We start from the raw sequence: 21,679 nt of genomic DNA on the forward strand, positions 1-21,679 counted from the left end.
CGTCCGTTGCACTGGAAACCGCCATGTTCAATCGCAATACCGGCATCGTGCTGCTGGTGGCCCTGGCCGCTGGCCTGGGGATGTTGCTGGGCCAGAAGTTCCTTGGCGGCGCGCCCAGTTCGCCATGGCCGCCCACCAAGACCATCACCTTTTATCCGCAGCCGCGCCCGCTGCCGCAATTCAGCCTGCGCCAGTCCGACGGCACCCAGCTGGTGCCCGGCGAACTCAAGGGGCATTGGACGCTGGTGTTTCTGGGCTTCACGTTCTGCCCCGATGTCTGCCCCACCACCTTGACCGATCTGGCAGTGGCGCAACAGCAATGGGAAAGCATTCCCGATGGCCTGCGCCCGCGCGTGCTGTTCGTGTCGGTGGACCCGCAGCGCGATCCGCCCGCGCGCCTGGGCGAGTACGCACATGCCTTCCACAAGGACACCCTGGCCGCCACGGCGGACGTGCCGGCGTTGGAGCGCTTCGCCACCGCGCTGGGCTTCGTGTTCCAGAAGGTCCCGGGCAAAGGCTATGCGCAAAATCCCAACGACTACAGCATGGACCACTCCGCCGGCATTGCCGTGCTCGATCCGCAAGGCCGCCTGGCCGGGCTGATCCGCCCCCCGCTCGATCCGAAGGCGATTGCCGCCGACCTCCAACAGCTGACCAAGGTAACCGCTCCGTGAGTCTTGTCACTTCCCTGACCTACGTGCTGCCGCACCGGTTGCTGTCCTCGCTGGCGCGCGCGCTGGCCTACTCGGATAGACCCGCCACCAAGCAGTGGTTGATCGACACGGTCACACGCAAGTTCGGCGTGGACCTGAGCGAGGCACAGGAGCCGGATCCGCGCGCCTATCCCACCTTCAATGCGTTCTTTACCCGCGCCTTGAAGCCCGGCGCACGCGTGCCGGATGCCGACCCGGCTGCGTTGCTGATGCCCGCCGACGGCCGCATCAGCCAGCTCGGCCCGATCGAGAACGGCCGCATTTTCCAGGCCAAGGGGCAGTCGTTCACTGCTGCAGAATTGCTTGGCGACGAGGCCGCGGCGGCGCCGTTCAACGACGGCCTGTTCGCCACCGTGTATCTGTCGCCCAAGGACTACCACCGCGTGCATATGCCGTGGACCGGCACCCTGCGCGAGACCGTGCACGTGCCAGGGCGGCTGTTCAGCGTGGGCCCGGACGCCGTACGCAACGTGCCGCGCCTGTTCGCGCGCAACGAGCGGCTGGTCTGCCACTTCGACACCGATTTCGGCCCGATGGCCTCGGTGATGGTGGGGGCACTGCTGGTCTCCGGCGTGGAGACGGTCTGGAGCGGCGTGGAGATTCCGCGCTATGGCGACCGCATCACGCGCAAGGACTACCGCGGCAAGGGCATCGTGCTGGAGAAGTTCGCGGAGATGGCCAGGTTCAATTACGGCTCGACCGTCATCGTGTTGCTGCCGCCGGGTGTGGCCACGCTCGATGGCAGACTTGCGGCCGAAGCATCGGTTCGTCTTGGCCAGGCACTCGCGCGTCGTCAGTGAAGTGCAACGCTGCCCTCGTAGGAGCGGACCTGGCCGCGACCAGGCGTTTCCGGTGATACGCCGCCCCTACGCGCACGCCATCCTGCTCAGCCTCGGATGAAGAACATCCGGCATAAAACGGGCTGTTTGGATGGTTTGGTTGCGACCGGGTCCGCTCCCACGGCAACCACCAGGCTTGTCGTGCGCTCGCTGCCAACGTAGCAGCGAACCTGGCCGCGACGAGGCCTTCCCCACAATGCCTCGCACCCCCGCGCACCGTTTTCCAACCTTCGACTGACGACACGCTGCGCGTGCCGGGGCTACCGGAACGGCTTTGGCACAGCCTGGCCTGCCCCACGCCAGCGGGTTCAGGCCGATGCGCACCGCCGTTTGAAGGGTGCGGACATCAGCAACGCTCCACCAGCGCCCGGTTCAGCGATCGCACCCCGCCAACCTGATGCTCTGCCCCGGCTTGAGCGCATACGACGGCGCTTTCAAGCCGTTGGCCTTGGCCAGCTCCTTGATCTCGCATTGGTACTTCTGCGCGACGCGACCGAGCGTGTCGCCCTTGGCGATGGTGTAGCTGCGCACCTGCTTTGCCTTGGGCTTGGCCACTGCCGGCTGACCGGTGGCGACGGTGGTCGGGACGCCGGCCATCTGGCTGACATCGCCCACCGCCACGCTGGGCACGTACTCGGGCGCGCTGCTGCTACGCACGATCGCGCTGTTGAGATCGGCAGTGATCAGGGTGCGCGCCAGATCCGCACGCGGGCCATTGACGCAGTAACGGGTGTAGAGGTTGACGATGCGGTTGGTGGCATTGATGACCGTGCCGGCCGGAATCCAGCCATCGGATTCGTAACGTGGGTTGAGATTGCGCAACGCACGCATGTAGCCGTCGCGTGTGCCCATGCTGCCTAGGCAGATGGTGAGTTCGTAGATGGTGGTCGACTTGGCCAGCTTGAGCGTGGCCGGCTGCGCATCGAGCTTGGGAAAGTCCACCCCGTATTGACGCGGGTGCAGGAAGATCCACGCCGCCGCGATCACCATTGGCACGTAGTCCTTGGTTTCGGCCGGGAACTGGTTATAGACGTCCTGGTCCCAGAAGCCGCGCCCGCCGCTCTGCGCGAACACGCGCGCGGCACGGCCTTCGCCACCGTTGTAGGCGGCCAGTGCCAGTTCGATGCTGCGGTTGAGTCCGGCCATGCGTTCGTTGAGGTAGGCGGCGCTGGCTTCGGCGGCGCTGCGTGCATCGAAGCGGGTGTCGAAGCCGGTGCCGTCCGGGCCCAGCCCGAAGCGACGTCCGGTGGCGGGCATGAACTGCATCAACCCGGCGGCACCAGCGCGCGAGCTGGCATGCACCTTGCCGTTGGATTCCTTGGCCATGATGCCGAACAGCAGCGCTTCTGGAAGGCCGCGCTTCTGCCATTCCGGCCACATCACGCCGCGCAGGTTGCTGTAGTTCTCGTAGCTGGTCAGCAGCGCCGGGCGCATATCGGTGAGCCAGCGCCGGATACCGGCCTGCACGGCCGGGTTGTACTGCACCATCTTGTCGAATTCGTGGCGCTGGTCGTTGAGCAGCGTGGCGGCACGCGCGGCCTCGGGCACGCCGTTCGACGCCGGACCCAGATGGTCCGGGTCGGCTTGCAGCAGCGTGTCGTCGTCTTCCGGATCTTCGGCGGCCGGCGCCTCGGCATCGGCGCGCGCCTTGAGCAGGCGCTTGTAGGTGGCCAACTGATTGGACACCAGGCAACCACGCTGCTTGATGCAGGCGTCGATGATGTCTTCCATGTCCTCCAGCGCAGCATCGCCTTCGGCAGTGCCCTTGGGGTCGGAGTTGTTCACCAGCACCAGCGCATCGCGATAGCGCTTTTCGGCGGCGGCCATGCGCGCATCGAGCGCGGCGGCCTTCTCCGTGTCGCGTTTGGAGATGGCGTGGGCGGCGGGGACGACAGACATCAGCGCCACCACAGCCAGGACAGGCCATGGGCGCAAACCAAAATGAGCGAGCGGCATCGTAGGCAGTACAGCGGAAAGGCAGGCAGGGTAGCTGCCGGGGCAACATCGGGGCAAGGCAGCGAGGCCACCGGGGTCAGTGGGCCGTTAGCTTGGTGGGCGCGGTCGATGCGTGCAGTACCTGCAAACCGGCGCACCGACGCGAACGATCGAGTGCGTCTGCGGCTGCCGCGCGGCGTGCGTGCGTCGCCCGTTCGACCCAGCCTGCCTGCCAGGATCTGCCGCGTTGCCGGTTGGCATTGCCCGCTGGGATTGCCCGCTAGAATCGGCCCTTTCCTACCGGATCAGCGCAATGGCCTCGTTCCTGCTCGGCAAAGGCGTCACCGACGACATCCCTGTAGTGCTGGAAGGACGCTTCGGCAACCGCCACGGGCTGGTGGCCGGCGCCACCGGGACCGGCAAGACCGTGAGCTTGATGACGCTGGCCGAAGGCTTCTCGCGGCTGGGCGTTCCGGTGTTCCTGGCGGACGTGAAAGGCGATGTCGCCGGCCTGGCCGTGGCTGGCGATGGCGCGCCCGGCGTGCTGCAGCGCGCCAACGATTTGGGCATGACCGACTACGCCCCGGCCGCCAACCCGGTGGTGTTCTGGGACCTGTATGGCCAGATGGGGCACCCGGTACGTACGACGGTCAGCGAGATGGGCCCCACCCTGCTCGCCCGGATTCTGGAACTCAACGACACCCAGTCCGGCGTACTCGACATCGTGTTCAAGCTGGCCGACGACCGCGGCTTGCTGCTGCTGGACCTGGACGACCTGCGCGCGCTGCTCGCGCTGGTGGTCGAAGAGCGCAAGGAGCTCTCCACCAGTTACGGACTGGTGTCCAGCCAATCGGTTGCCGCCATCCAGCGCGCCTTGCTGCGTTTGTCCCAGGACGGCGGCGAACAGTTCTTCGGTGAGCCTGCGCTGGAGCTGGCCGAACTGATGCGCGTCGCGCCGGATGGCCGTGGCGTGATCGGCATCCTGGCTGCCAACCAATTGGTGCTCAAGCCGAAGCTGTATTCCACCTTTCTGCTGTGGCTGCTGTCGGAACTGTTCGAACGCTTGCCCGAAGTGGGCGACCTGGAACAACCCAAACTGGTGTTCGTCTTCGACGAGGCGCACCTGCTGTTCGACGATGCGCCGGCGGCGCTGGTGCAGCGCATCGAGCAGGTGGTGCGCCTGATTCGTTCCAAGGGCGTGGGCGTGTATTTCTGCTCGCAGTTTCCCGACGACATTCCCGACAATATCCTTGGCCAGCTCGGCAACCGCGTGCAGCACGCGTTGCGCGCCTACACGCCGCGCGACCAGAAGGCGGTCAAGACTGCCGCGCAGACCTTCGTCGGCAATCCCAAGCTCGATGTCGCCACCGCCATCTCCAGCCTGGGCACCGGCGAGGCGCTGGTGTCGCCGCTGCAGGGCAAGGGCGTGCCGGCGCCGGTACAGCAGACGTTGATCGCACCGCCGCGCTGCCGCATGGGCGCCATCAGCGAAACCGAACGCGCGCAGGTGCGCGCGGCAAGCCCGGTCGGCACCCGCTACGACACCGCGATCAACCGCGAATCGGCTGCCGAACTGCTGGCGCGCCGCGTCGAACAGGCCGCCGAACACAACGCAGCCCCACCTGCCCGCACTCGCGAAGATGACGACGCGCACGACAGCGGCTTCGGTCAGGCGGTCAAGGACGCGATCTTCGGCACCCGCCGCCGCCAGGGCATGCTGGAAGCGATGGCCAAGCAGACCTCGCGCACGGTGGGCAACAAGATCGGGCAGCAGATCGTGCGCGGCATCTTCGGTAGCATTTTTGGCGGGAAGCGATGATCTGCTTGATCGCCGCTGCCACGTCTCGATGGCACCGCCGCCGTGAAGGGCTACCGCGTGTTGGCGTGAACGGACTCCAACACGCCATGCAACTTGGCGTACTGCAACAGCATGATGGTCTTGGCATCGGCGATCTCCCCTGAGCCGATCATCGCCAGCGCTGCATCCAGTGACAGCTCCAGCACTTCGATCTCTTCGCCGTCTTCTTCGAGTCCACCGCCGCCGCTGACCTTGTCGCCGTCGACGTATTCGCCGACGAAAAAGTACAGGCGCTCGGTGACCGAGCCAGGGCTCATGAAGGCCTCGAATACCTTGCGCACGTTGTCGATCCGGTAGCCGGTTTCCTCTTCGGTTTCCTTGCGGATGCAGGTCAGCGCATCGTCCTGGTCGAGCAGGCCGGCACAGGCTTCGATCAACATGCCATCCGGGTTGCCATTGAGCAGCGTCGGCAGGCGGAACTGGCGGGTGAGCATCACCGTCTGCTTGGCGCGGCTGTACAGCAGAATGGTGGCGCCATTGCCACGATCGTAGGCCTCGCGCGACAAGGTCTGCCAGCGGCCGTCCTTGCGCTGGAAATCGAACGTGACCTTGCGCAGCACATACCAATTGTCCGAGAGCACATCGATGCTGCGGATGCGGACCTGCGGGTTGCCGGTGGCAGAGGGAATCAAGCGACACTCCTTGTGGTGCAAGCGAGCAGTGCCACGGTTGCGGCGCGCACGGTCGCTCGTAGGGCCGCGAGAGTGCGGCGGGCCACCATTTTACCTGTCGCTCAGCTGGCACCTCAGGCAGTCACGCACGCACCGCGTCGGCGGTCTGCCGATGCGCTTAGGGTGATGTCTGACACAGCATGCTTCGATGTAGGGCCGGCACTGACGCACGGCCTGGCCAGCAGTATCCAGACCATGCCCGCAACACGTCGCCGGTCGCTGGCGATCCGGGTTCGCCGGCTTGCCCTCCCCCAATTGCGTGGCGGCGCACGGCCCCGCACAATCCCTTCACATCACACGCCTGGGGAGCGTCATGGAAGACCGTTTTCGCGCACGCAAGGTGGCCGCGCTGGCTGCGCCTGCACCGTTCTGGACCCGCATTCCCGCCATCGCCACCTACCCGCTGCGTGGCTCGGCGCTGTATGCGCTGATCGCATTGACGCTGTGCAGCGCCTTGCTGGTGCTGCCGGGCATCCTGAAACTGGTGATTGCCGGTGTGCTGGGCATGGCGACCTATACCTATGCCTTCGACATTCTGCGCCACACCGCCGATGGCCAGACCGATGCGCCACGCCTGGGCTATAACAGCTTCGACAGCGCGGTACTGCGCCTGATCCTGCTGGCCGTCGCGCTGGGCATCGTGATCGGCGTAGGAGCCGTGATCGCCGGCCCGTTCGGCCTGACCATCGCCTATCTGGGCACCATGCTGCTGCTGCCTGGCATGCTGATCTCGCTGGCCATCGACGGCAGCCTGCGCCGCGCGCTCAACCCCGCCGTCTCCATCGACATGGCGCTACGGATCGGCTGGCCGTATCTGGCCGCCTACGGCCTGCTCTACGTGATCCAGGGCAGCGGCACGGCAGCGGTCTTCTTCGCTACCAAATACCTACCGCCGCTCGTGCGCGAAGCGACGGTCATGGTGACCTCGATCTGGACGCTGTTCGCCAGCTTTCACCTGCTCGGGTATCTGGTGTACCAGTACCACGAGGAGCTGGGCTATGTGCCCAGTGGCGCGGATGCGCACGAACGTAGCGACCCGGACCAGCGCCTGCTCGACGAAGCGGAACAGTACGTGCGCGACGGGCATTCCGACGAAGCCTTTCAGGCCCTGCGCGGTGCGGTGCGCTCGCGCGCGGTGAGCCTGGCGGTGCACGAGCTGTATCAGCGCCTGTTGCGCCAACACCATCGCAACGACGAGCTGCGCGAACACACTCGCCAATACATCAATCGCCTGTTGCAGGAAAAGCAGGAACGGCGTGCACTCGCGCTGCAGCGCGAAGCGCTGGACATCGACCCCACGTTTACGCCGCTGACGCCCGAGCAGGCCAACCTGCTGGCCGAGCGCGCAAGGATGGCCGGGCAGTTCCAACTGGTCACCGATGGCCTGCTGGCCGCCATTGCTGCGTGGCCGCGCGACCCGATGCTGCCTGCCTGGTCGCTGGACGCCGGCGTGCTGCTGGCCGAGCGCTTCGGGCGCGATGATCAGGCGCGCGCCGTATTGCAGAACGCAAAGGATCGCTGCGACGACGAAGCACTGCGCGCGAAGCTGGACGCGGCACTGAAAGCGGTGACGATTCAGCCGGCGTGATCGGCTGAGGAACCGTTCTGCAGGTTCCAGGTAGACAGATTCCCATCAAGCTCCGACCCATGCATGCCAGCCAGCGCGACCGGCCCTTGCCCGCCCGGCGCCGCGCGGTCAAAGAGCATGCGTTGGGCAGAAACCGCTCAACCGTTTTCGAGCAAAAAGCGCGCTTTGTTGGCCTGTCCCTGCTCTGGAAACTGATCCAGCAGCTGGCGCAGCAAGCGCGTGCGCTGCGCACCGTCCTGCAGCTCACCGTGACGCAAGGCAAGCACGAACCATTGTTGGGCCAATTCATCGCGCGGCGTACTCAATTCGCTTTCCTTCAATAGACGCTCGGCATCGGCCAACAGGCCGTTACGCATGCACGCAGCGATCAGCGCCCTGCGCGCCGTCGGGCTGCAGGCAATCCTGGCCTTACTGAGTTCGGCGGCAACTGCCAGCTGGATGCGTGTCTGTTCGGCGCTATGGGTCTGCAGGGCCAGCAGCGTCTCGGCATGGCGCAGGCTGTCCTGGCTGCGCCCTGCATGACGCGCAGCGCGATAGCGCGCAAGCGCAACCTCCAGATTGTGCGGCTGCTCGCTCGCCAACTCCGCCAGCAAATGTTCGGCCTCGGCGTTTTCCATCCGGCCCAGATGGCGCTGCGCACGCTCCCAGCGATCGTCCACCGCAACCGCGTCGCCCTCCTGCATAAATTCTGGCCGAGTTTGCCGCAGCACCACTAGCAAGGCGCCCAGCAACGCACCGCTCACCAGTCCGCCGGCATGCGCCTCGAAGGCGACTGCGCCGTCGTCGCTGGATGCCAGGCTATACAACTCCCAGCCCAGCCACAGCGGCAACAGCAGGATCGCAGGCCCGCGCACGTAATTGAAGACGACGAAAAACCAATAGAAAAAACGCACCCTGCGCCTGCCCCAGACCACGCAGAACGCACCCATCAGCGCGGCGATGGCACCGGAGGCACCCAGACCGCCACCGGGCTCGCCCCAGCGCCACCACAAGCTGGCCAGGCTGGCGCCGAATCCGCCGAGCAGATACAGCACCAGGAACCAGCCACTGCCGATGGCGCCTTCCAGCAAGGTACCCAAGGCAAGCAGGAACAGCATGTTGCCCAGCAAATGATCGAAGCTGCCGTGCAGGAACGTGGCAGTCAGCATGCGCGCTGGCGACCATTCGGAACTGCGCTGCACATGGCGCAGCGTAAATATCCTGGACAGCCGCGTGTCGTAAGGCGCACGCAATGCGCGCCACTCGCGCAGACGCGCGTCGTCGTTGAACAACGTGCCGCTGCGCAGGGCGTGTTCGAAGGCGACATCGTGCATCGTCAGGTGCGCCAGATACGCGATGCGTTGCGGTTTAGGCACGCTGTCCAGCTTTGCCTGGCGTGCCGCGCGCAGCTTGGCGTTGGCGGTCTGCTGCAGGTAGCGCGCATGCGCATCGGCCTCCAGCGCGCCCAAGCCGGAGTGCACGTAGTAGTGCACGGCGCTCTCGACCAGGCTGTCGTCCTTGCGCTGGTAGCCCAGGTAGACCGCCACATTGATCAGCACCAGCAGCAGCGTCACCCAGGGGATGTTCTGTCGCGACCAGGGTTTGTGCAGCGGCATGATCAGCATGACAACATCCGTGTCTTAAGAATGGCGCAAAGCTTCGCTGTGCGGCGGCAGATGCGCAAGCACGTCATGCGCGCTAGCATCGCGGCCCCGCCGTTGGAAACTGCCTGCCCCATGAGCCGCTGGCGCCCGCCTGCCGAGAAAAGCACTGCGCTGATCACGCCCGAAGGCCATGCCCGCCTCAAGGCCGAGCTGGACGACTTGTGGCGCGTGCGGCGGCCCGAAGTGGTCCGTGCCCTTGCGGCGGCCGCCGCCGAAGGCGACCGCTCTGAAAATGCGGAATACACCTATCGCAAGAAGCAGCTCGGTGAAATCGATCGGCGTGTACGCTATCTGAGCAAGCGGCTGGAAGCGCTGCGCGTGGTGGACACCGCACCCACCGACGCGAACGCGGTGTTCTTCGGCGCACAGGTGGAACTGGAAGATGCCGACAGCGGCGAGTTACTGCGCTACCGCATCGTCGGCCCGGACGAAACCGATGCCGGACGCGGCTGGATCAGCATCGATTCGCCGCTGGCGCGCGCACTGCTGAAAAAGCGCGTGGACGACGAATTCGACGCGCACTTGCCGGCCGGCAAGCACACGTTTGTGGTGGTGTCGGTGCAGTACGTGCCGCTGTAAGGGATATACAGCGCGCGAAGCGATTCTGGCGCCGTGTATCGGCAACGGCGGTGATCGAGGCACAGAGAACCGAACACCCAGTGCCCCAGGACTGCCGCGTGACCTGCTGATACGCTCGCGCCCCGGCCACCCTCATGCGGCGATGTCATGCCCACAGGCGATGTTGGTGCGCAGCGCGTCGTGCCGGGGGCGGCTGCGCGTCGCCAGCCTCGTCGCGCTCAGGCACGCTCCTACGGCTTGGCGTGCCCACCGCGGCATGTACGCCGACGGTTCGGCACAGTCGGGAGCGCCGACGCCATCGGCCAGCCGGCATCCTGCTGCGGCTAAACGATCTGCAGGTTCAATGTCCGCCCTGGCTGCTGCACCGCAGGGCCAGACGGCAATGCATCGCCAAACAGATCGTGCTCGTCGCTGTCGGTGATTTCCACATCGACCAGATCGCCCACCTTCAAGCCGAGCTCGCCGCCGTTCTGGATATGCACCAGCCCATCGATTTCCGGCGCATCGGCACGCGAGCGGGCCACCGCGATGTCGTCTTCGATCACATCCACCAGGCACTGCTGCACGCTGCCGATCTTGGATTCCAGGCGCAACGCAGAGATTTGCGCCTGCTTGGCCATGAAGCGCGCCAGGCGCTCGTGTTTCACTTCTTCGGGCACCTGATCCGGCAATGCGTTGGCGCTGGCGCCATCGACCGGCGAATACGCAAACGCACCGACGCGGTCCAGCTGCGCCTGATCCAGGAAGTCCAGCAAGGATTCGAATTCGGCATCGGTTTCGCCGGGGAAACCAACGATGAAGGTCGAGCGCACGGTGATCTCCGGGCACATCGCCTTCCAGCGCTGCACGCGCTCCAGGGTTTTTTCCACCGCGCCCGGGCGCTTCATCAACTTGAGGATGCGCGGGCTGGCGTGCTGGAACGGGATGTCCAGATACGGCAACAGCTTGCCTTCGGCCATCAGCCCAATCACATCGTCCACGTGCGGATACGGGTACACGTAATGCAGGCGCGTCCACACGCCCAGCTCCGACAACCCCTCGCACAGCGCCTTCATGCGGGTCTGGTACATGCGGTCGCGCCACGGACGCTCGGCGTACTTCAGGTCCACGCCGTAGGCCGAGGTGTCCTGCGACACCACCAGCAATTCCTTGACGCCACCGCGCACCAACCGCTCGGCTTCGCGCAGCACCTCATCGACCGGACGCGAGACCAGATCGCCGCGCATCGAGGGAATGATGCAGAAGCTGCACCGGTGATTGCAGCCTTCGGAAATCTTCAAGTAAGCGTAATGGCGCGGGGTCAGCTTGATGCCGTAGTCCGGCACCAGATCCACGAACGGGTCGTGACGCGGCGGCAATGCGGCGTGCACTGCCTCCATGACGCTCTGGTAGTCCTGCGGGCCGGATACTGCCAGCACCTGCGGATACGCCTCACGAATCTGCTCCGGGCGCTTGCCCAGGCAGCCGGTGACGATGACCTTGCCGTTGGCGTTCATCGCTTCGCCGATTGCGTCCAGCGATTCGGTCACTGCCGAATCGATGAAGCCGCAGGTATTGACCACCACCACATCGGCAGCGTCGTAGCTGGGCACGATGTCGTACCCCTCCACGCGCAGCTGGGTGAGGATGCGTTCGGAATCGACGAGCGCCTTCGGGCAGCCAAGGCTGACGAAGCCGACTTTAGGGTTCAGCTGGGACATGGAAGCAGGAGCCTGGGAAGCGGAGCGGCCTGGGGCCTGAGCGGGCCAATTATAGCGGCGCGGGGGCGACGCTCTGAACCGCATGCCGCGCAAGCGGGGTCATCTTAGCGGAACCCTCACCTTCGCCCCCGCCGATCCGTTCGATAATGCGCGCCTCCCCGGACTGCAGCAGGAGTTTCCATGGGTCACTGGACCACGCTCGACACCCCCGACGGCCAGGTCGCCGCCTGGCACGCCACACCCGCTTCCAGCCCGCGCGGCGGCCTGGTGGTGATTCAAGAAATCTTCGGCGTCAACGAACATATCCGCGCAGTGGCCGACGACTACGCCGCACGCGGCTATGAGGTGCTGGCACCGGCCTTTTTCGACCTGGAAGAAAAGGACGTGCAGTTGCCGTACGACCAGCAGAGCCTGCAGCGGGGCCTGGCGCTGGCCAACGCGGTCGGCCTGGAGCGCGCCGTGGAGGTGGTGAAATCTGCCGCCACCCTGCTCACCCGCGCCGGCAAGGTCGGTACGGTGGGCTACTGCTGGGGCGGCTCCGTCGCGCTGCTGTCGGCCATTCGCCTGGGGCTGCCGTCGGTCAGCTACTACGGCGGCCGCAACACCCAGCTGCTGGACGAAACCCCCAAGGCGCCGGTGATGTTCCACTTCGGCGAGCGCGATGCCAGCATTCCGCCCGAGGCGATCCAGGCCCATCGCGAGAAGCTGCCGCAGATGGAAACCTTCGTTTACCCGGCCGGGCACGCCTTCAACCGCAGCATCGACCCCACCCACTACGACGCCGACAGTGCCGAGCGCGCACTGGAGCGCACCCTGGGCTTCTTCGCGGCGCACCTGGGATGAGCGACACCGCACCGGACAGGCCTGCGGGCGACTTCCAGCTCGACCCGCGCCTGGCGGCCGATAGTGTGTTCGTGGCCGACGGGCCGCTGTCGCAGGTGCGGCTGATGGACGACACCCGCTTCCCGTGGCTGGTGCTGGTGCCACGGGTGGCCGATGTCAGTGAATGGATCGATCTGGATGGCGGCCAGCAGCGTTTGTTGCTGGCCGAAATCAACCAGCTCTCGCAGTTGCTGCGCGCCGAACCCGGGGTGGGCAAGCTCAATATCGGCGCGCTGGGCAACATCGTGCGGCAGCTGCATGTGCATCTGGTCGGCCGCCACCCCGGCGATGCCGCCTGGCCCGGGCCCGTCTGGGGCAGCGGCAGTGCGCAGCGCTTTGCGGCCGAGGCGTTGCAGCAGCATGTCGCGGCGTGGGCGCAACGGCTACGATAGGCACCTGTCTTTCAACCAGTCTCCCGCATGAAATCCAATGTCGTCGCCGCGCTGATCCTGATCCTCGTCGGCCTGCTGTTCCTGGCCAATAACCTGGGCTGGACCAATCTCAGTATCGGTCGCTTGATCGCCACCTGGTGGCCGGCCGCACTGGTTGCGTGCGGAATTGGCATGCTGTTCGGGCGCGGGAAGTAGGTCGGGCGGGGATTCGGGAGTCGGGCATCACCGCACTTGAGGCACTCACTGGCGATGCAACATGACGACTGTCATCCGCAACTGTTGACTTCCGGCACCTGATTGACGGGCGCATCGAGCGCAGCATGGCCTCACACCAACCGAGGATGTCGCCATGAACTACCGTCTGATTCCTGCCCTGTTCCTGATCGTCCTGGGCGCGTTGTTTCTGCTGGACAATCTGGGATTGGCGCATATGGATGTGGGCAACCTGATCGCGACCTGGTGGCCGGTGTTCCTGATCGCCGCCGGTGTGCGCCAATTGCTGCGCTACCGCGAGAAGGCGGCCGCGACCTGCTGAAGGCCACGGCCGCGCCACCTCATCAGGTCCGCGGCAGGGTCACGCCGGTCTGGCCCTGGTACTTGCCGCCGCGGTCCTTGTACGAGGTTTCGCACACTTCGTCGGACTGGAAAAACAGCATCTGCGCCACGCCTTCGTTGGCATAGATGCGCGCCGGCAGCGGCGTGGTATTGCTGAATTCCAGGGTCACGTGGCCTTCCCACTCCGGCTCCAGCGGGGTCACGTTGACGATGATGCCGCAACGTGCGTAGGTGCTCTTGCCCAGGCATACCACCAGCGTGTCGCGCGGGATGCGGAAATATTCCACCGTACGCGCCAGCGCGAAGCTGTTCGGCGGAATGATGCAGACATCCGATTCGATATCGACAAAGCTGCCGGGATCGAAGTGCTTCGGATCGACGATCGTCGAGTTGATGTTGGTAAAGACCTTGAACTCGCGCGAGCAGCGTACGTCGTACCCGTAGCTGGAAGTGCCGAAGCTGACGATGCGCTGCCCGGCAGCATCGTGCTTGACCTGGCCGGGTTCGAACGGCTCGATCATCGCGTGCTGTTCGGCCATGCGCTTGATCCAGCGGTCGCTCTTGATGCTCATGCGTGTTCCTTGAAGACGGAAGGCGGCGGGCCGAGCGGCCCGCGCGAAGACGGCGAATTCTACCAGCGGCCGGCATCGCCGGCCCGATGCGCTACAGCAGGGATGCAGAGATCGGGATGCTGGCGCGTGGGCGCTTGCCCAGTTCCTCGGCAAGCCGCGTCGCCGCCGCTAGGTAGGCCTTGGCTGCCACCGACTCTGGCGCGGCCACCACAACCGGCTGGCCGGCATCGCCTTGCTCACGGATTGCGATCTCCAGCGGCAACGACCCCAGCAACGGCACGCCGTACTGCGCCGCCATGCGCTCACCGCCGCCTTCGCCGAACAGATGCTCGCGGTGGCCGCAGTTGCCGCAGGTATGCACCGCCATGTTCTCGACGATGCCGAGCACCGGCACCTCGACCTTTTCGAACATCTTCAAGGCCTTGCGCGCGTCCAGCGTGGCGATGTCCTGCGGCGTGGTGACGATGACCGCACCGGCCACCGGAATCTTCTGCGACAGGGTCAACTGGATGTCGCCGGTGCCCGGCGGCAGGTCGATCAGCAGATAGTCCAGGTCGTCCCACAGGGTGTCGTTGAACAACTGGGTCAGCGCGGACGTCGCCATCGGCCCGCGCCAGATCATGGGGGTGTCCTGGTCGACCAACAGGCCGATCGACATCGCCTCGATCCCGAACGCACGCAGCGGTTCGATCGACTTATTGTCCGGGCTATCCGGCCGCCCGCTCAGGCCCAGCATTGCCGGCACGCTGGGGCCGTAGATATCGGCATCCAGCACGCCGACGCGCGCGCCCAACCGATGCAGCGCCAGTGCCAGATTCACCGCAGTGGTGGACTTGCCCACGCCGCCCTTGCCCGACCCCACCGCAATCACATTGCGGATGCGCGGATGCGGCGCCAACGTGCCCTGCACCGCGTGCGCGGCGATTCTGCGTTCGCCCGTCATGCGCCAACCGCCTGCGCAACCGCGCGCGTCGCCAAGAAACCACTTTTCGCCATCGTGTTCATCGCCTACCCGGGTTGTCGTGTGCTACCGCGAGCGACTCAAGCATCGCCTTGCGCCGCATCGAAGAGGGCGTGAGTGTACCGGCTCGATCAGACGCAGCCGCCCTGTTTGCCAACGCGACACAGACGCACGTGTAGCTCGCACGTGACATTCACTGGCAAATTTCGCAGAGATGGACACAAGATTAAAGAATTGTTACGGTCGAAAATCGGTTCAGCTGGCGCTCAGCGAACCCAACTGTGCAAGTCGAATCCCAGCAAGGAATCCGCGAAATCATGTCGAGCCGTACCTCGCAACGCACCCGTCGCCATCGCCTCAGCACTGCACTTTTCGGCGTACTAGCCGCCTCTGCGGGCAATGCTGCCGCCCAATCCGAAAATGGCGTCGCGCCTGATACGACCGATCTGGACAAGGTCACCGTCACCGGATCGCGCATTGCGCGTACCGGCTTTGTCACGCCCTCGCCCGTGACGGCCATCAGCGCCGAAGAAATCCGCGCCACCGGTGCGACCACCATCAGCGACCTGATGGCGCGTATGCCGGCACTGGCACCGAGCTACACGCTGGGCAATTCCACCCGCTTCATCGGCACCGCCGGCCTGGGCCTGCTCGACCTGCGCGGCATGGGCGTGGATCGCACGCTGGTGCTGGTCAACGGGCGTCGCCACGTAGGCTCAAGCCCAGGCTCGACTGCGGTGGACGTCAACACCATTCCGGTGGAATGGGTCGAGCGCGTGGAAGTCATCACCGGCGGCGCATCGGCGGTGTATGGCGCCGACGCGGTGGCCGGCGTGGTCAACTTCATCCTCAAGAAATCCTTCACCGGTTTCGAAACGCGCGCGCAGACCGGCCTGGCCGACGAAGGCAACTACAACCGCTCATTTGCCAGCTTTTCTGCCGGTACCGATTTCGCAGGCGGTCGCGGCAACATCGCGGTGTCCGGCGAATACAGCAAACAAGATCGTTTCGGTCGCGGCAACCGCGCCATCGGCCGCGAGTATCTGGTGAGTGTGCCCAACCCCGGTTTCGACCCCACCCGTCCGCCGAGCGAAAGCAATCCGCAAAACGTGCTCAGCGGCCCCGGTGGCAATCATTCGACCTCCTACGGCGGCACCTTCAATCTGGGCACGTTCGATTTCCGTAACCCGGCAAGCTACGGCAACCGCTATCTGTTCAACGACGACGGCAGCTTCCGGCGCAACCGTTACGACGGCACCGTGGTGAGCAACACCTCGTGCGTGGACTGCGATTTCGTCGACCTCAATGCGGTAGCCGACCTGCAGCCGGGCTTCGACCGCAAAAGCGTCAACACCATGGTCAACTTCGAGATCAGCGAAAACCATCGCGTGTTCTTCGAAGGCAAGTACAGCGAAACCGATTCGGAATTCTTCGGCCAACCGGCATTCGACAGCTCGCTGCGCGTGCGCCGCCAGAACCCGTACGTCAGCCCCGAGCTCGGCGCCCTGATGGATTCGCGCGGCGCCACGCAGATCCTGATGAACCGCTTCAACGTCGATGCCGGCCGCCGCGGCGAAAACATCGAACGCAAGACCTACCGCGCGGTTCTCGGCGCCGAAGGCAACCTGACCGACAACTGGACCTACGATGTGTCTGCCAATTACGGCAAGACCACGGTGGACCGCCTCAACCTCAACAACCGCATCAATGAACGTTGGCAGGCTGGCATCGACGCCGCACGCGATGCCAGCGGCAACATCGTCTGCCGCACCACGCTGGATCCGACTGCGGTCAACCCCAACACCGGCCGCGTGTACTCGGCGCTGGCCCGCGAAGGTTGCGTGCCCTTCAGTGTCTTCGGTAACGGCGCGGTCACTCCGGAAGCGGCTGCATGGTTCAACACCACCGCGCGCTCGCAAGCCAAGATCCAGCAGACCGTATTCAGCGCCTCGGTGGCCAACAGCAACATGCTGTCGCTGCCGGCGGGCGACATCGGTTTCGCTGGCGGCGTGGAATACCGCAAGGAACAGAGCGAGGAAGTCACCGACCCGTTGGCTGCGTCGGGCGCGACCTTCCTCAACGCCATCCCGAACAGTGGCGGCGACTACAGCGTCAAGGAAGTGTTCGTCGAAAGCACCATCCCGTTGCTGGCCGGCCTGCCGGGCGTGGATCGCTTGGCGCTGGACGTTGCAGGGCGCTATTCGGACTACAGCAGTATCGGCTCGACCAAGACTTGGAATATCGGTCTTGACTGGACCATTATCCCGTCGCTGCGGTTGCGTGGCACGCTGGCACAGGCCGTGCGCGCACCCAGCATTGGCGAGCTGTACGACTCGCAGAGCGAAAACTTCGCCACCATCAACGACCCCTGCAATTACCTGCCCACCAATATCAACCGTCCCGGCACCGCCGGCGATGTGGCGTTGCGTCAGGCCAACTGCAGCGCGCTGGGGATTCCGGTGGGCTGGATCGACACCTTTACCTCCACGCGTCCCGGCGTGAGCGGCGGCAATCCGGAGCTCAAGCCGGAGCGCGCGCGTAGCCTCTCGTACGGTTTGGTGTGGCAGCCGGAATTCTTCGAAGGATTCGGCATGTCGATCGACTATTGGCGCATCGACCTGCGCGATGCCATCGGCACGGTGACCGCCGAAACCAACGCCACCCGTTGCGTGGACAACCCCGGCGGTATCGGCAACAGTTTTTGCGGCTTCGTGCAACGCGCACCATTGGGTGGCTTCACCGATCCGCAGGGGCGCATCTATCCCGAACACAGCATCATCGGGTGGCAGGCGCTCAACGAAAATCTTGCCCGTTCGCGTCGCGTAGGCGTGGATCTGGAAATGGACTACCGCTTCCAGATCGGCGGAGGCAATACCGTGCTGCGGTTCGTCGGCACCCGCCTGATCCAGTCGCGCGAATGGGTATTCCAGGACTTCCCGGCCGAATACGACGAGTACGTGACCTACGTGACCGACCCGCGCTGGCGTGCGCAGTTCCAGACCAAGTACAACTGGAACGAGTGGCGCGCATCGTGGGACATGAACTATGTGGACGGCAATCTGCGGGTGACCCCGGAGAGCTATAACAGCAACCCTGGCTCGGCCAGCCCGATCAAGAACGGCTCGTACGTCTATCACAACTTCCAGTTCGGCTATCAATTCCCCGGCTCGAAGATCGACGTATACCTGGGCATCGACAACGCCTTCGACAAGGATCCGCCGCGCAACTACTTCGGCTCGGATTTCACCTCTGCGCTGTATGACAACGTGGGCCGGTTCTTCTACCTGGGCACGACAGTGCGATTCTGATGGCCTCACGCGTGTAGAAAGAGCCCCGCTTGTCGGGGCTTTTTTTTTGTGGTTTGGCAACGCGATGGATCATTACTCGCTGCGCAGACCACCCAACAACCTTCGAACACGCCGATTACATCAGGCAATCTGTATCGAACGTAACCATTAACTCACGAGCGCCGCTCCAGGTCGTTTGCCCAGGTGTGCAACATAACGCCACTTTGTGCCGAATTCCTCATTTTCGATGCGGATTTGGGCTATTTCATTAACAAATCATGTCAGATGCTTGCACTCGGTAGCAGGCATTCATTACGTTCGGGTTAAGGCCATCTGACTCCCCGATGACCGCCCTATCCGAACTCCAGTTGAAAGGTCAGGAATGAGCAATCAGTTTCGTCGCCAAGTCCTCAAACGCACCGCTCTCGCCGTCGTGCTCGGTGCTTGCCTAACCAACGGCGCGGTCTACGCGCAAAGCACCACGGGCAGCATTTACGGCAGCGCCCCGTCTGAAGCCGGCAGCACGATCGTCGTGCAGAGCGACACCGGGCTCAGCCGCACCATTACGGTGGATGCCAATGGCCGCTACAACCTCGGCTCGCTGCCGGTGGGTGCCTACACCGTCACCCTGAAGCGCGGCGACCAGGTCGTCGACACCCGCAAGAACGTGCAGCTGCGCGTTGGCTCGGGCACTGAAGTCTCCTTCGCCGGCACGGCCGCATCGGGCAGCAATGCCGATGCAACCACGCTCGGTGCGATCACCGTCACCGCCGCCAACGCACCGAAGATCGATGTCAGCTCGACCAGCTCGCGCTCGGTCATTACCTCCGAGCAGCTGGCCACCTTGCCGCTGGGGCGTAGCGCCGAAGCGATTGCGTTGCTTGCGCCGGGTGCGGTGGCTGGTGCAGGCGCATTCAACAATGGCTCGCGCTCGGTGGTGTCTTTCGGTGGCTCGGGCGTCACCGAAAACGCTTACTACATTAACGGCTTCAACGTTAGCAACCCATTGAGCAACCTCGGCGGCGTGAGCTTGCCATATGGCGCCATCGACCAGCAGGAAACTTATACCGGCGGTTACAGCGCCAAGTACGGCCGTTCTACGGGCGGCGTGATCAGCCAGGTCGGTAAACGCGGCACCAACGAATGGCACTTCGGTGCACAGGCGGTGTGGGAGCCGAAGAACCTAGCGAGTTCGGTCGGCGATGTTTGGTACCCAAGCAATACACTCAACTCCAATCCGCGCTACAAGTATGAGGATCCTGATCTGCCGGGCACGATCTATCGCAGCGGCAAGGGCGACGTGCAAAGCCGCACGGTCTATAGCGCCTATGCCGGTGGCCCGCTGATTGAAGACAAACTGTTTATCTTCGTTGCTGGCGAAACCGACAAGACCGACGGTGCGGCAACCAACACAGCGACTGCGGCTACCGCGCAAGGACGCAATCATTACGAGTACAGCTCGCCAAAATTCTACGGAAAGATCGACTGGAACATTAACGACAACAATATTCTTGAGTACACCCGTATCGAGAACACGGATCGTCGTGCTGGCGCTTACAGCAACTATGACTACGAGACACGATCCGATGGTGGTCCGTCCGGCCTCTACGCGGATACTTACAAAATCAAAGATAGCTACGACATCTTCAAGTACACCGGCTACATCACCGACGACCTAACGGTGAACGCTACCTGGGGCCGCAGCACGCAGCACAACCAACAGTTCAACCCGCTGGTATCTTCGCTGCCCTTCATCGCTGGCTTGAATTTGCAAAATCCGGCCATCACCGGTGGCACGCCGATCTCCAACAATCAGGCGACCAACCGCTCCAAAGCGGATGACCCGATTAACAAGACCCGCAATCTGCGTCTGGAGTTGAACTACCGGCTAGGCGACCACGACCTGACCGCTGGTGTGGACAACATGTACTTCAACGCTTACGACGAAGGCGTGCGCACGACTGGTCCAGGATATCAGTGGATCTACGGCAGCGCGGGTGACGAAGTTTCGCCAGTTCGCGGAACGCTGGGCGTGGGCGCCACCGGCCCGGGCACCGACGGCTACTACGCGCAACGACGTATCTTCACTACCACCACCAGCATGGCGGTGGAGCAGAAGGCGTACTACCTGGAAGACCGCTGGCAGGTCAACGACCATTGGTTGCTGACGCTGGGTATCCGCAACGACAAGTTCACCAACTTCAATAGCGATCATGTGCCCTATGTCGACAGCGGCGACCAGTGGGCACCACGCTTGGGCGCTAGCTGGGACGTGTTCGGCGACTCCTCGCTGAAGATTTTCGCCAATTTGGGACGCTACTACCTCGCCCTGCCTAATCAGGTCGCGATTCGCGGTGCGTCTGCTTCGACCTACACGGACGAGTATTTCGCCTATACCGGTATCGATGCCAACGGCGAACCGACGGGCCTGCGGCCAATCGGCCCTGGTCCAGTGTCGAGCAATGGGGAATACGGCCAGGCTCCGGATCCGAATGCCTTTGCGCCAACCGATTTGAAGTCTCAGTATCAGGATGAATTCATCTTGGGCTTCGAGAAGACGTTAGGCGAAAGCTGGAACTCGGGCGCAAAAGTCACCTACCGCAAATTGCAGGCCGCCATCGACGATGTTTGCGATACCGGACGTATTGCAGACAAGTTAGAAGCTAGCGGCGGCAACCCGGATGCGGTAGACATTCCCGGCTGCGTAATGTTCAACCCAGGTAAAACCAACACCTACAATCTCGCTAACGTGGATGGCTCCGGATATACCCAAGTATCCATGTCGCAGTCGGACTGGGGCTTCACCGACAAGGCCAAGCGCAGTTATGTGTCGGTCGACCTGTTCCTGGAACACCCGTTCGATGAGAAGTGGTACGGCCGCATCGATTACACCTGGTCGCATAGCTACGGCAACACCGAAGGTCAGGTGAAGTCCGACCTCGGCCAGGCCGACGTATCCAAAACGCAGGATTGGGATTCGGCCGAGCTGATGTATTACGCCGGCGGCAGCCTTGCTAATGATCGGCGCCACCAGATCAAGGCGTTCGGTGCCTACCAGATCAACCCGGAATGGATGGCCTCCGCTACCCTTCGTGTGATGTCGGGCACACCGATCAGCTGCTTGGGCTTCTACGGCGGCCCGGATGCGGCGGCGGTCGACTACGACCCGATCGGCTACGGCTCTTCGTACCACTATTGCGGCCTACAACCATCGTCTCCTGGCGACGCAGGCCGTACGCCGTGGATCAAGAACCTCGATCTGGGCTTGACCTACCGCCCGACGTTCGCCGATCACAAGCTGGCTTTTGGCGTGCAGATCTTCAACGTCCTCAACGATCGAACGGTCAATCGTGTCGATGGCGTCTACGAAGGCGATGTTCCCTTCAACGTCTCCAACACCTACCGGGTAGGTCTGCAGCCTTACAACTACAACACGCCACGCTATGTACGCCTAACCGCCTCGTACGATTTCTGATGAGAGAAGAGGATCGAAGACGTCACGAC

At 63.9% G+C, this 21,679-nt stretch carries 17 protein-coding genes; 11 read left to right on the forward strand and 6 right to left on the reverse strand.

Features of this window, described 5'->3' with window-relative positions:
• The first annotated feature begins 23 nt into the window (after positions 1 to 23).
• Entirely contained in the window at positions 24 to 674 is a 651-nt protein-coding gene (locus ACDH77_RS13075) for an SCO family protein (protein WP_008577518.1), read from the forward strand.
• Positions 671 to 1,513, forward strand: a complete 843-nt coding sequence (asd, locus tag ACDH77_RS13080; protein ID WP_008577516.1) for an archaetidylserine decarboxylase — start codon at positions 671 to 673, stop codon at positions 1,511 to 1,513. Before ACDH77_RS13075 ends, asd begins: the two co-directional genes overlap by 4 nt.
• 411 nt (positions 1,514 to 1,924) lie before the next feature.
• Here the strand turns inward: asd and ACDH77_RS13085 are convergent, their stop codons facing one another.
• Complete coding sequence (locus tag ACDH77_RS13085) at positions 1,925 to 3,508, reverse strand: transglycosylase SLT domain-containing protein (RefSeq protein WP_011347957.1); 1,584 nt, start codon at positions 3,506 to 3,508, stop codon at positions 1,925 to 1,927.
• Positions 3,509 to 3,800: 292 nt separating this feature from the next.
• Between ACDH77_RS13085 and ACDH77_RS13090 the strand changes: the two genes are divergently transcribed.
• Positions 3,801 to 5,306, forward strand: a complete 1,506-nt coding sequence (locus ACDH77_RS13090) for a helicase HerA-like domain-containing protein (protein WP_031423349.1) — start codon at positions 3,801 to 3,803, stop codon at positions 5,304 to 5,306.
• Positions 5,307 to 5,356: 50 nt separating this feature from the next.
• On the opposite strand, the gene nudK is transcribed toward ACDH77_RS13090, so the two are convergent.
• Positions 5,357 to 5,977: a GDP-mannose pyrophosphatase NudK gene (nudK, locus tag ACDH77_RS13095; protein ID WP_014090544.1), complete on the reverse strand. Its 621-nt coding sequence runs from the start codon at positions 5,975 to 5,977 to the stop codon at positions 5,357 to 5,359.
• A 352-nt stretch (positions 5,978 to 6,329) separates the two neighbouring features.
• Here nudK and ACDH77_RS13100 point away from each other — a divergent pair, with 352 nt between their 5' ends.
• Positions 6,330 to 7,604 (forward strand): DUF4013 domain-containing protein, encoded by a 1,275-nt coding sequence (locus tag ACDH77_RS13100; RefSeq protein ID WP_008577509.1) that lies wholly within the window; start codon positions 6,330 to 6,332, stop codon positions 7,602 to 7,604.
• A 137-nt stretch (positions 7,605 to 7,741) separates the two neighbouring features.
• On the opposite strand, the gene ACDH77_RS13105 is transcribed toward ACDH77_RS13100, so the two are convergent.
• Positions 7,742 to 9,208, reverse strand: a complete 1,467-nt coding sequence (locus ACDH77_RS13105) for a rhomboid family intramembrane serine protease (protein WP_008577508.1) — start codon at positions 9,206 to 9,208, stop codon at positions 7,742 to 7,744.
• 111 nt (positions 9,209 to 9,319) lie between these two features.
• On the opposite strand from ACDH77_RS13105, the gene greB reads away from it, so the two are divergent.
• On the forward strand, positions 9,320 to 9,826 hold the full coding sequence (greB, locus tag ACDH77_RS13110) for a transcription elongation factor GreB (RefSeq protein WP_011347962.1): 507 nt from the start codon (positions 9,320 to 9,322) through the stop codon (positions 9,824 to 9,826).
• Between the two features lie 323 nt (positions 9,827 to 10,149).
• Here the strand turns inward: greB and rimO are convergent, their stop codons facing one another.
• Positions 10,150 to 11,526, reverse strand: coding sequence for a 30S ribosomal protein S12 methylthiotransferase RimO (gene rimO / locus ACDH77_RS13115; RefSeq protein ID WP_008577504.1), 1,377 nt, complete (start codon positions 11,524 to 11,526; stop codon positions 10,150 to 10,152).
• A 180-nt stretch (positions 11,527 to 11,706) separates the two neighbouring features.
• Here rimO and ACDH77_RS13120 point away from each other — a divergent pair, with 180 nt between their 5' ends.
• The 4 genes from ACDH77_RS13120 to ACDH77_RS13135 all read left to right on the forward strand — a co-directional run bounded on the left by ACDH77_RS13120 (position 11,707) and on the right by ACDH77_RS13135 (position 13,335).
• Complete coding sequence (locus tag ACDH77_RS13120) at positions 11,707 to 12,369, forward strand: dienelactone hydrolase family protein (protein ID WP_011347964.1); 663 nt, start codon at positions 11,707 to 11,709, stop codon at positions 12,367 to 12,369.
• On the forward strand, positions 12,366 to 12,800 hold the full coding sequence (locus tag ACDH77_RS13125; protein ID WP_008577500.1) for an HIT domain-containing protein: 435 nt from the start codon (positions 12,366 to 12,368) through the stop codon (positions 12,798 to 12,800). The genes ACDH77_RS13120 and ACDH77_RS13125 overlap by 4 nt, the downstream gene beginning before the upstream one ends.
• A gap of 27 nt (positions 12,801 to 12,827) precedes the next feature.
• Positions 12,828 to 12,995, forward strand: coding sequence for a LiaI-LiaF-like domain-containing protein (locus ACDH77_RS13130; protein WP_008577498.1), 168 nt, complete (start codon positions 12,828 to 12,830; stop codon positions 12,993 to 12,995).
• A 154-nt stretch (positions 12,996 to 13,149) separates the two neighbouring features.
• Positions 13,150 to 13,335, forward strand: coding sequence for a LiaI-LiaF-like domain-containing protein (locus ACDH77_RS13135; protein ID WP_029819764.1), 186 nt, complete (start codon positions 13,150 to 13,152; stop codon positions 13,333 to 13,335).
• 22 nt (positions 13,336 to 13,357) lie between these two features.
• On the opposite strand, the gene dcd is transcribed toward ACDH77_RS13135, so the two are convergent.
• Together dcd and apbC are read right to left on the reverse strand one after the other, a co-directional pair.
• Positions 13,358 to 13,927 carry a dCTP deaminase gene (gene dcd, locus ACDH77_RS13140; RefSeq protein ID WP_008577495.1) on the reverse strand — a complete coding sequence of 190 codons (570 nt, stop codon included), beginning with the start codon at positions 13,925 to 13,927 and terminating at the stop codon, positions 13,358 to 13,360.
• A 91-nt stretch (positions 13,928 to 14,018) separates the two neighbouring features.
• Positions 14,019 to 14,870, reverse strand: coding sequence for an iron-sulfur cluster carrier protein ApbC (gene apbC, locus ACDH77_RS13145; RefSeq protein WP_031423356.1), 852 nt, complete (start codon positions 14,868 to 14,870; stop codon positions 14,019 to 14,021).
• Between the two features lie 335 nt (positions 14,871 to 15,205).
• Here apbC and ACDH77_RS13150 point away from each other — a divergent pair, with 335 nt between their 5' ends.
• Positions 15,206 to 18,196, forward strand: coding sequence for a TonB-dependent siderophore receptor (locus ACDH77_RS13150; protein WP_218488692.1), 2,991 nt, complete (start codon positions 15,206 to 15,208; stop codon positions 18,194 to 18,196).
• A 361-nt stretch (positions 18,197 to 18,557) separates the two neighbouring features.
• Positions 18,558 to 21,650 (forward strand): TonB-dependent receptor plug domain-containing protein, encoded by a 3,093-nt coding sequence (locus ACDH77_RS13155; RefSeq protein ID WP_014090548.1) that lies wholly within the window; start codon positions 18,558 to 18,560, stop codon positions 21,648 to 21,650.
• Positions 21,651 to 21,679 lie beyond the last annotated feature (29 nt).

The sequence above is a fragment of the Xanthomonas axonopodis pv. maculifoliigardeniae genome (genome assembly GCF_041519315.1).
Lineage (GTDB): Bacteria > Pseudomonadota > Gammaproteobacteria > Xanthomonadales > Xanthomonadaceae > Xanthomonas > Xanthomonas euvesicatoria.

What these genes read in the sequence shown, in the direction of transcription:
- ACDH77_RS13075 (WP_008577518.1), top strand. Translation starts at nt 24, where the DNA reads ATGTTCAATCGCAATACCGGCATCGTGCTGCTGGTGGCCCTGGCCGCT.
- ACDH77_RS13085 (WP_011347957.1), bottom strand. Translation starts at nt 3,508, where the DNA reads ATGCCGCTCGCTCATTTTGGTTTGCGCCCATGGCCTGTCCTGGCTGTG.
- ACDH77_RS13090 (WP_031423349.1), top strand. Translation starts at nt 3,801, where the DNA reads ATGGCCTCGTTCCTGCTCGGCAAAGGCGTCACCGACGACATCCCTGTA.
- ACDH77_RS13100 (WP_008577509.1), top strand. Translation starts at nt 6,330, where the DNA reads ATGGAAGACCGTTTTCGCGCACGCAAGGTGGCCGCGCTGGCTGCGCCT.
- ACDH77_RS13105 (WP_008577508.1), bottom strand. Translation starts at nt 9,208, where the DNA reads ATGCTGATCATGCCGCTGCACAAACCCTGGTCGCGACAGAACATCCCC.
- greB (WP_011347962.1), top strand. Translation starts at nt 9,320, where the DNA reads ATGAGCCGCTGGCGCCCGCCTGCCGAGAAAAGCACTGCGCTGATCACG.
- rimO (WP_008577504.1), bottom strand. Translation starts at nt 11,526, where the DNA reads ATGTCCCAGCTGAACCCTAAAGTCGGCTTCGTCAGCCTTGGCTGCCCG.
- ACDH77_RS13120 (WP_011347964.1), top strand. Translation starts at nt 11,707, where the DNA reads ATGGGTCACTGGACCACGCTCGACACCCCCGACGGCCAGGTCGCCGCC.
- ACDH77_RS13125 (WP_008577500.1), top strand. Translation starts at nt 12,366, where the DNA reads ATGAGCGACACCGCACCGGACAGGCCTGCGGGCGACTTCCAGCTCGAC.
- ACDH77_RS13130 (WP_008577498.1), top strand. Translation starts at nt 12,828, where the DNA reads ATGAAATCCAATGTCGTCGCCGCGCTGATCCTGATCCTCGTCGGCCTG.
- ACDH77_RS13135 (WP_029819764.1), top strand. Translation starts at nt 13,150, where the DNA reads ATGAACTACCGTCTGATTCCTGCCCTGTTCCTGATCGTCCTGGGCGCG.
- dcd (WP_008577495.1), bottom strand. Translation starts at nt 13,927, where the DNA reads ATGAGCATCAAGAGCGACCGCTGGATCAAGCGCATGGCCGAACAGCAC.
- apbC (WP_031423356.1), bottom strand. Translation starts at nt 14,870, where the DNA reads ATGACGGGCGAACGCAGAATCGCCGCGCACGCGGTGCAGGGCACGTTG.
- ACDH77_RS13150 (WP_218488692.1), top strand. Translation starts at nt 15,206, where the DNA reads ATGTCGAGCCGTACCTCGCAACGCACCCGTCGCCATCGCCTCAGCACT.
- ACDH77_RS13155 (WP_014090548.1), top strand. Translation starts at nt 18,558, where the DNA reads ATGAGCAATCAGTTTCGTCGCCAAGTCCTCAAACGCACCGCTCTCGCC.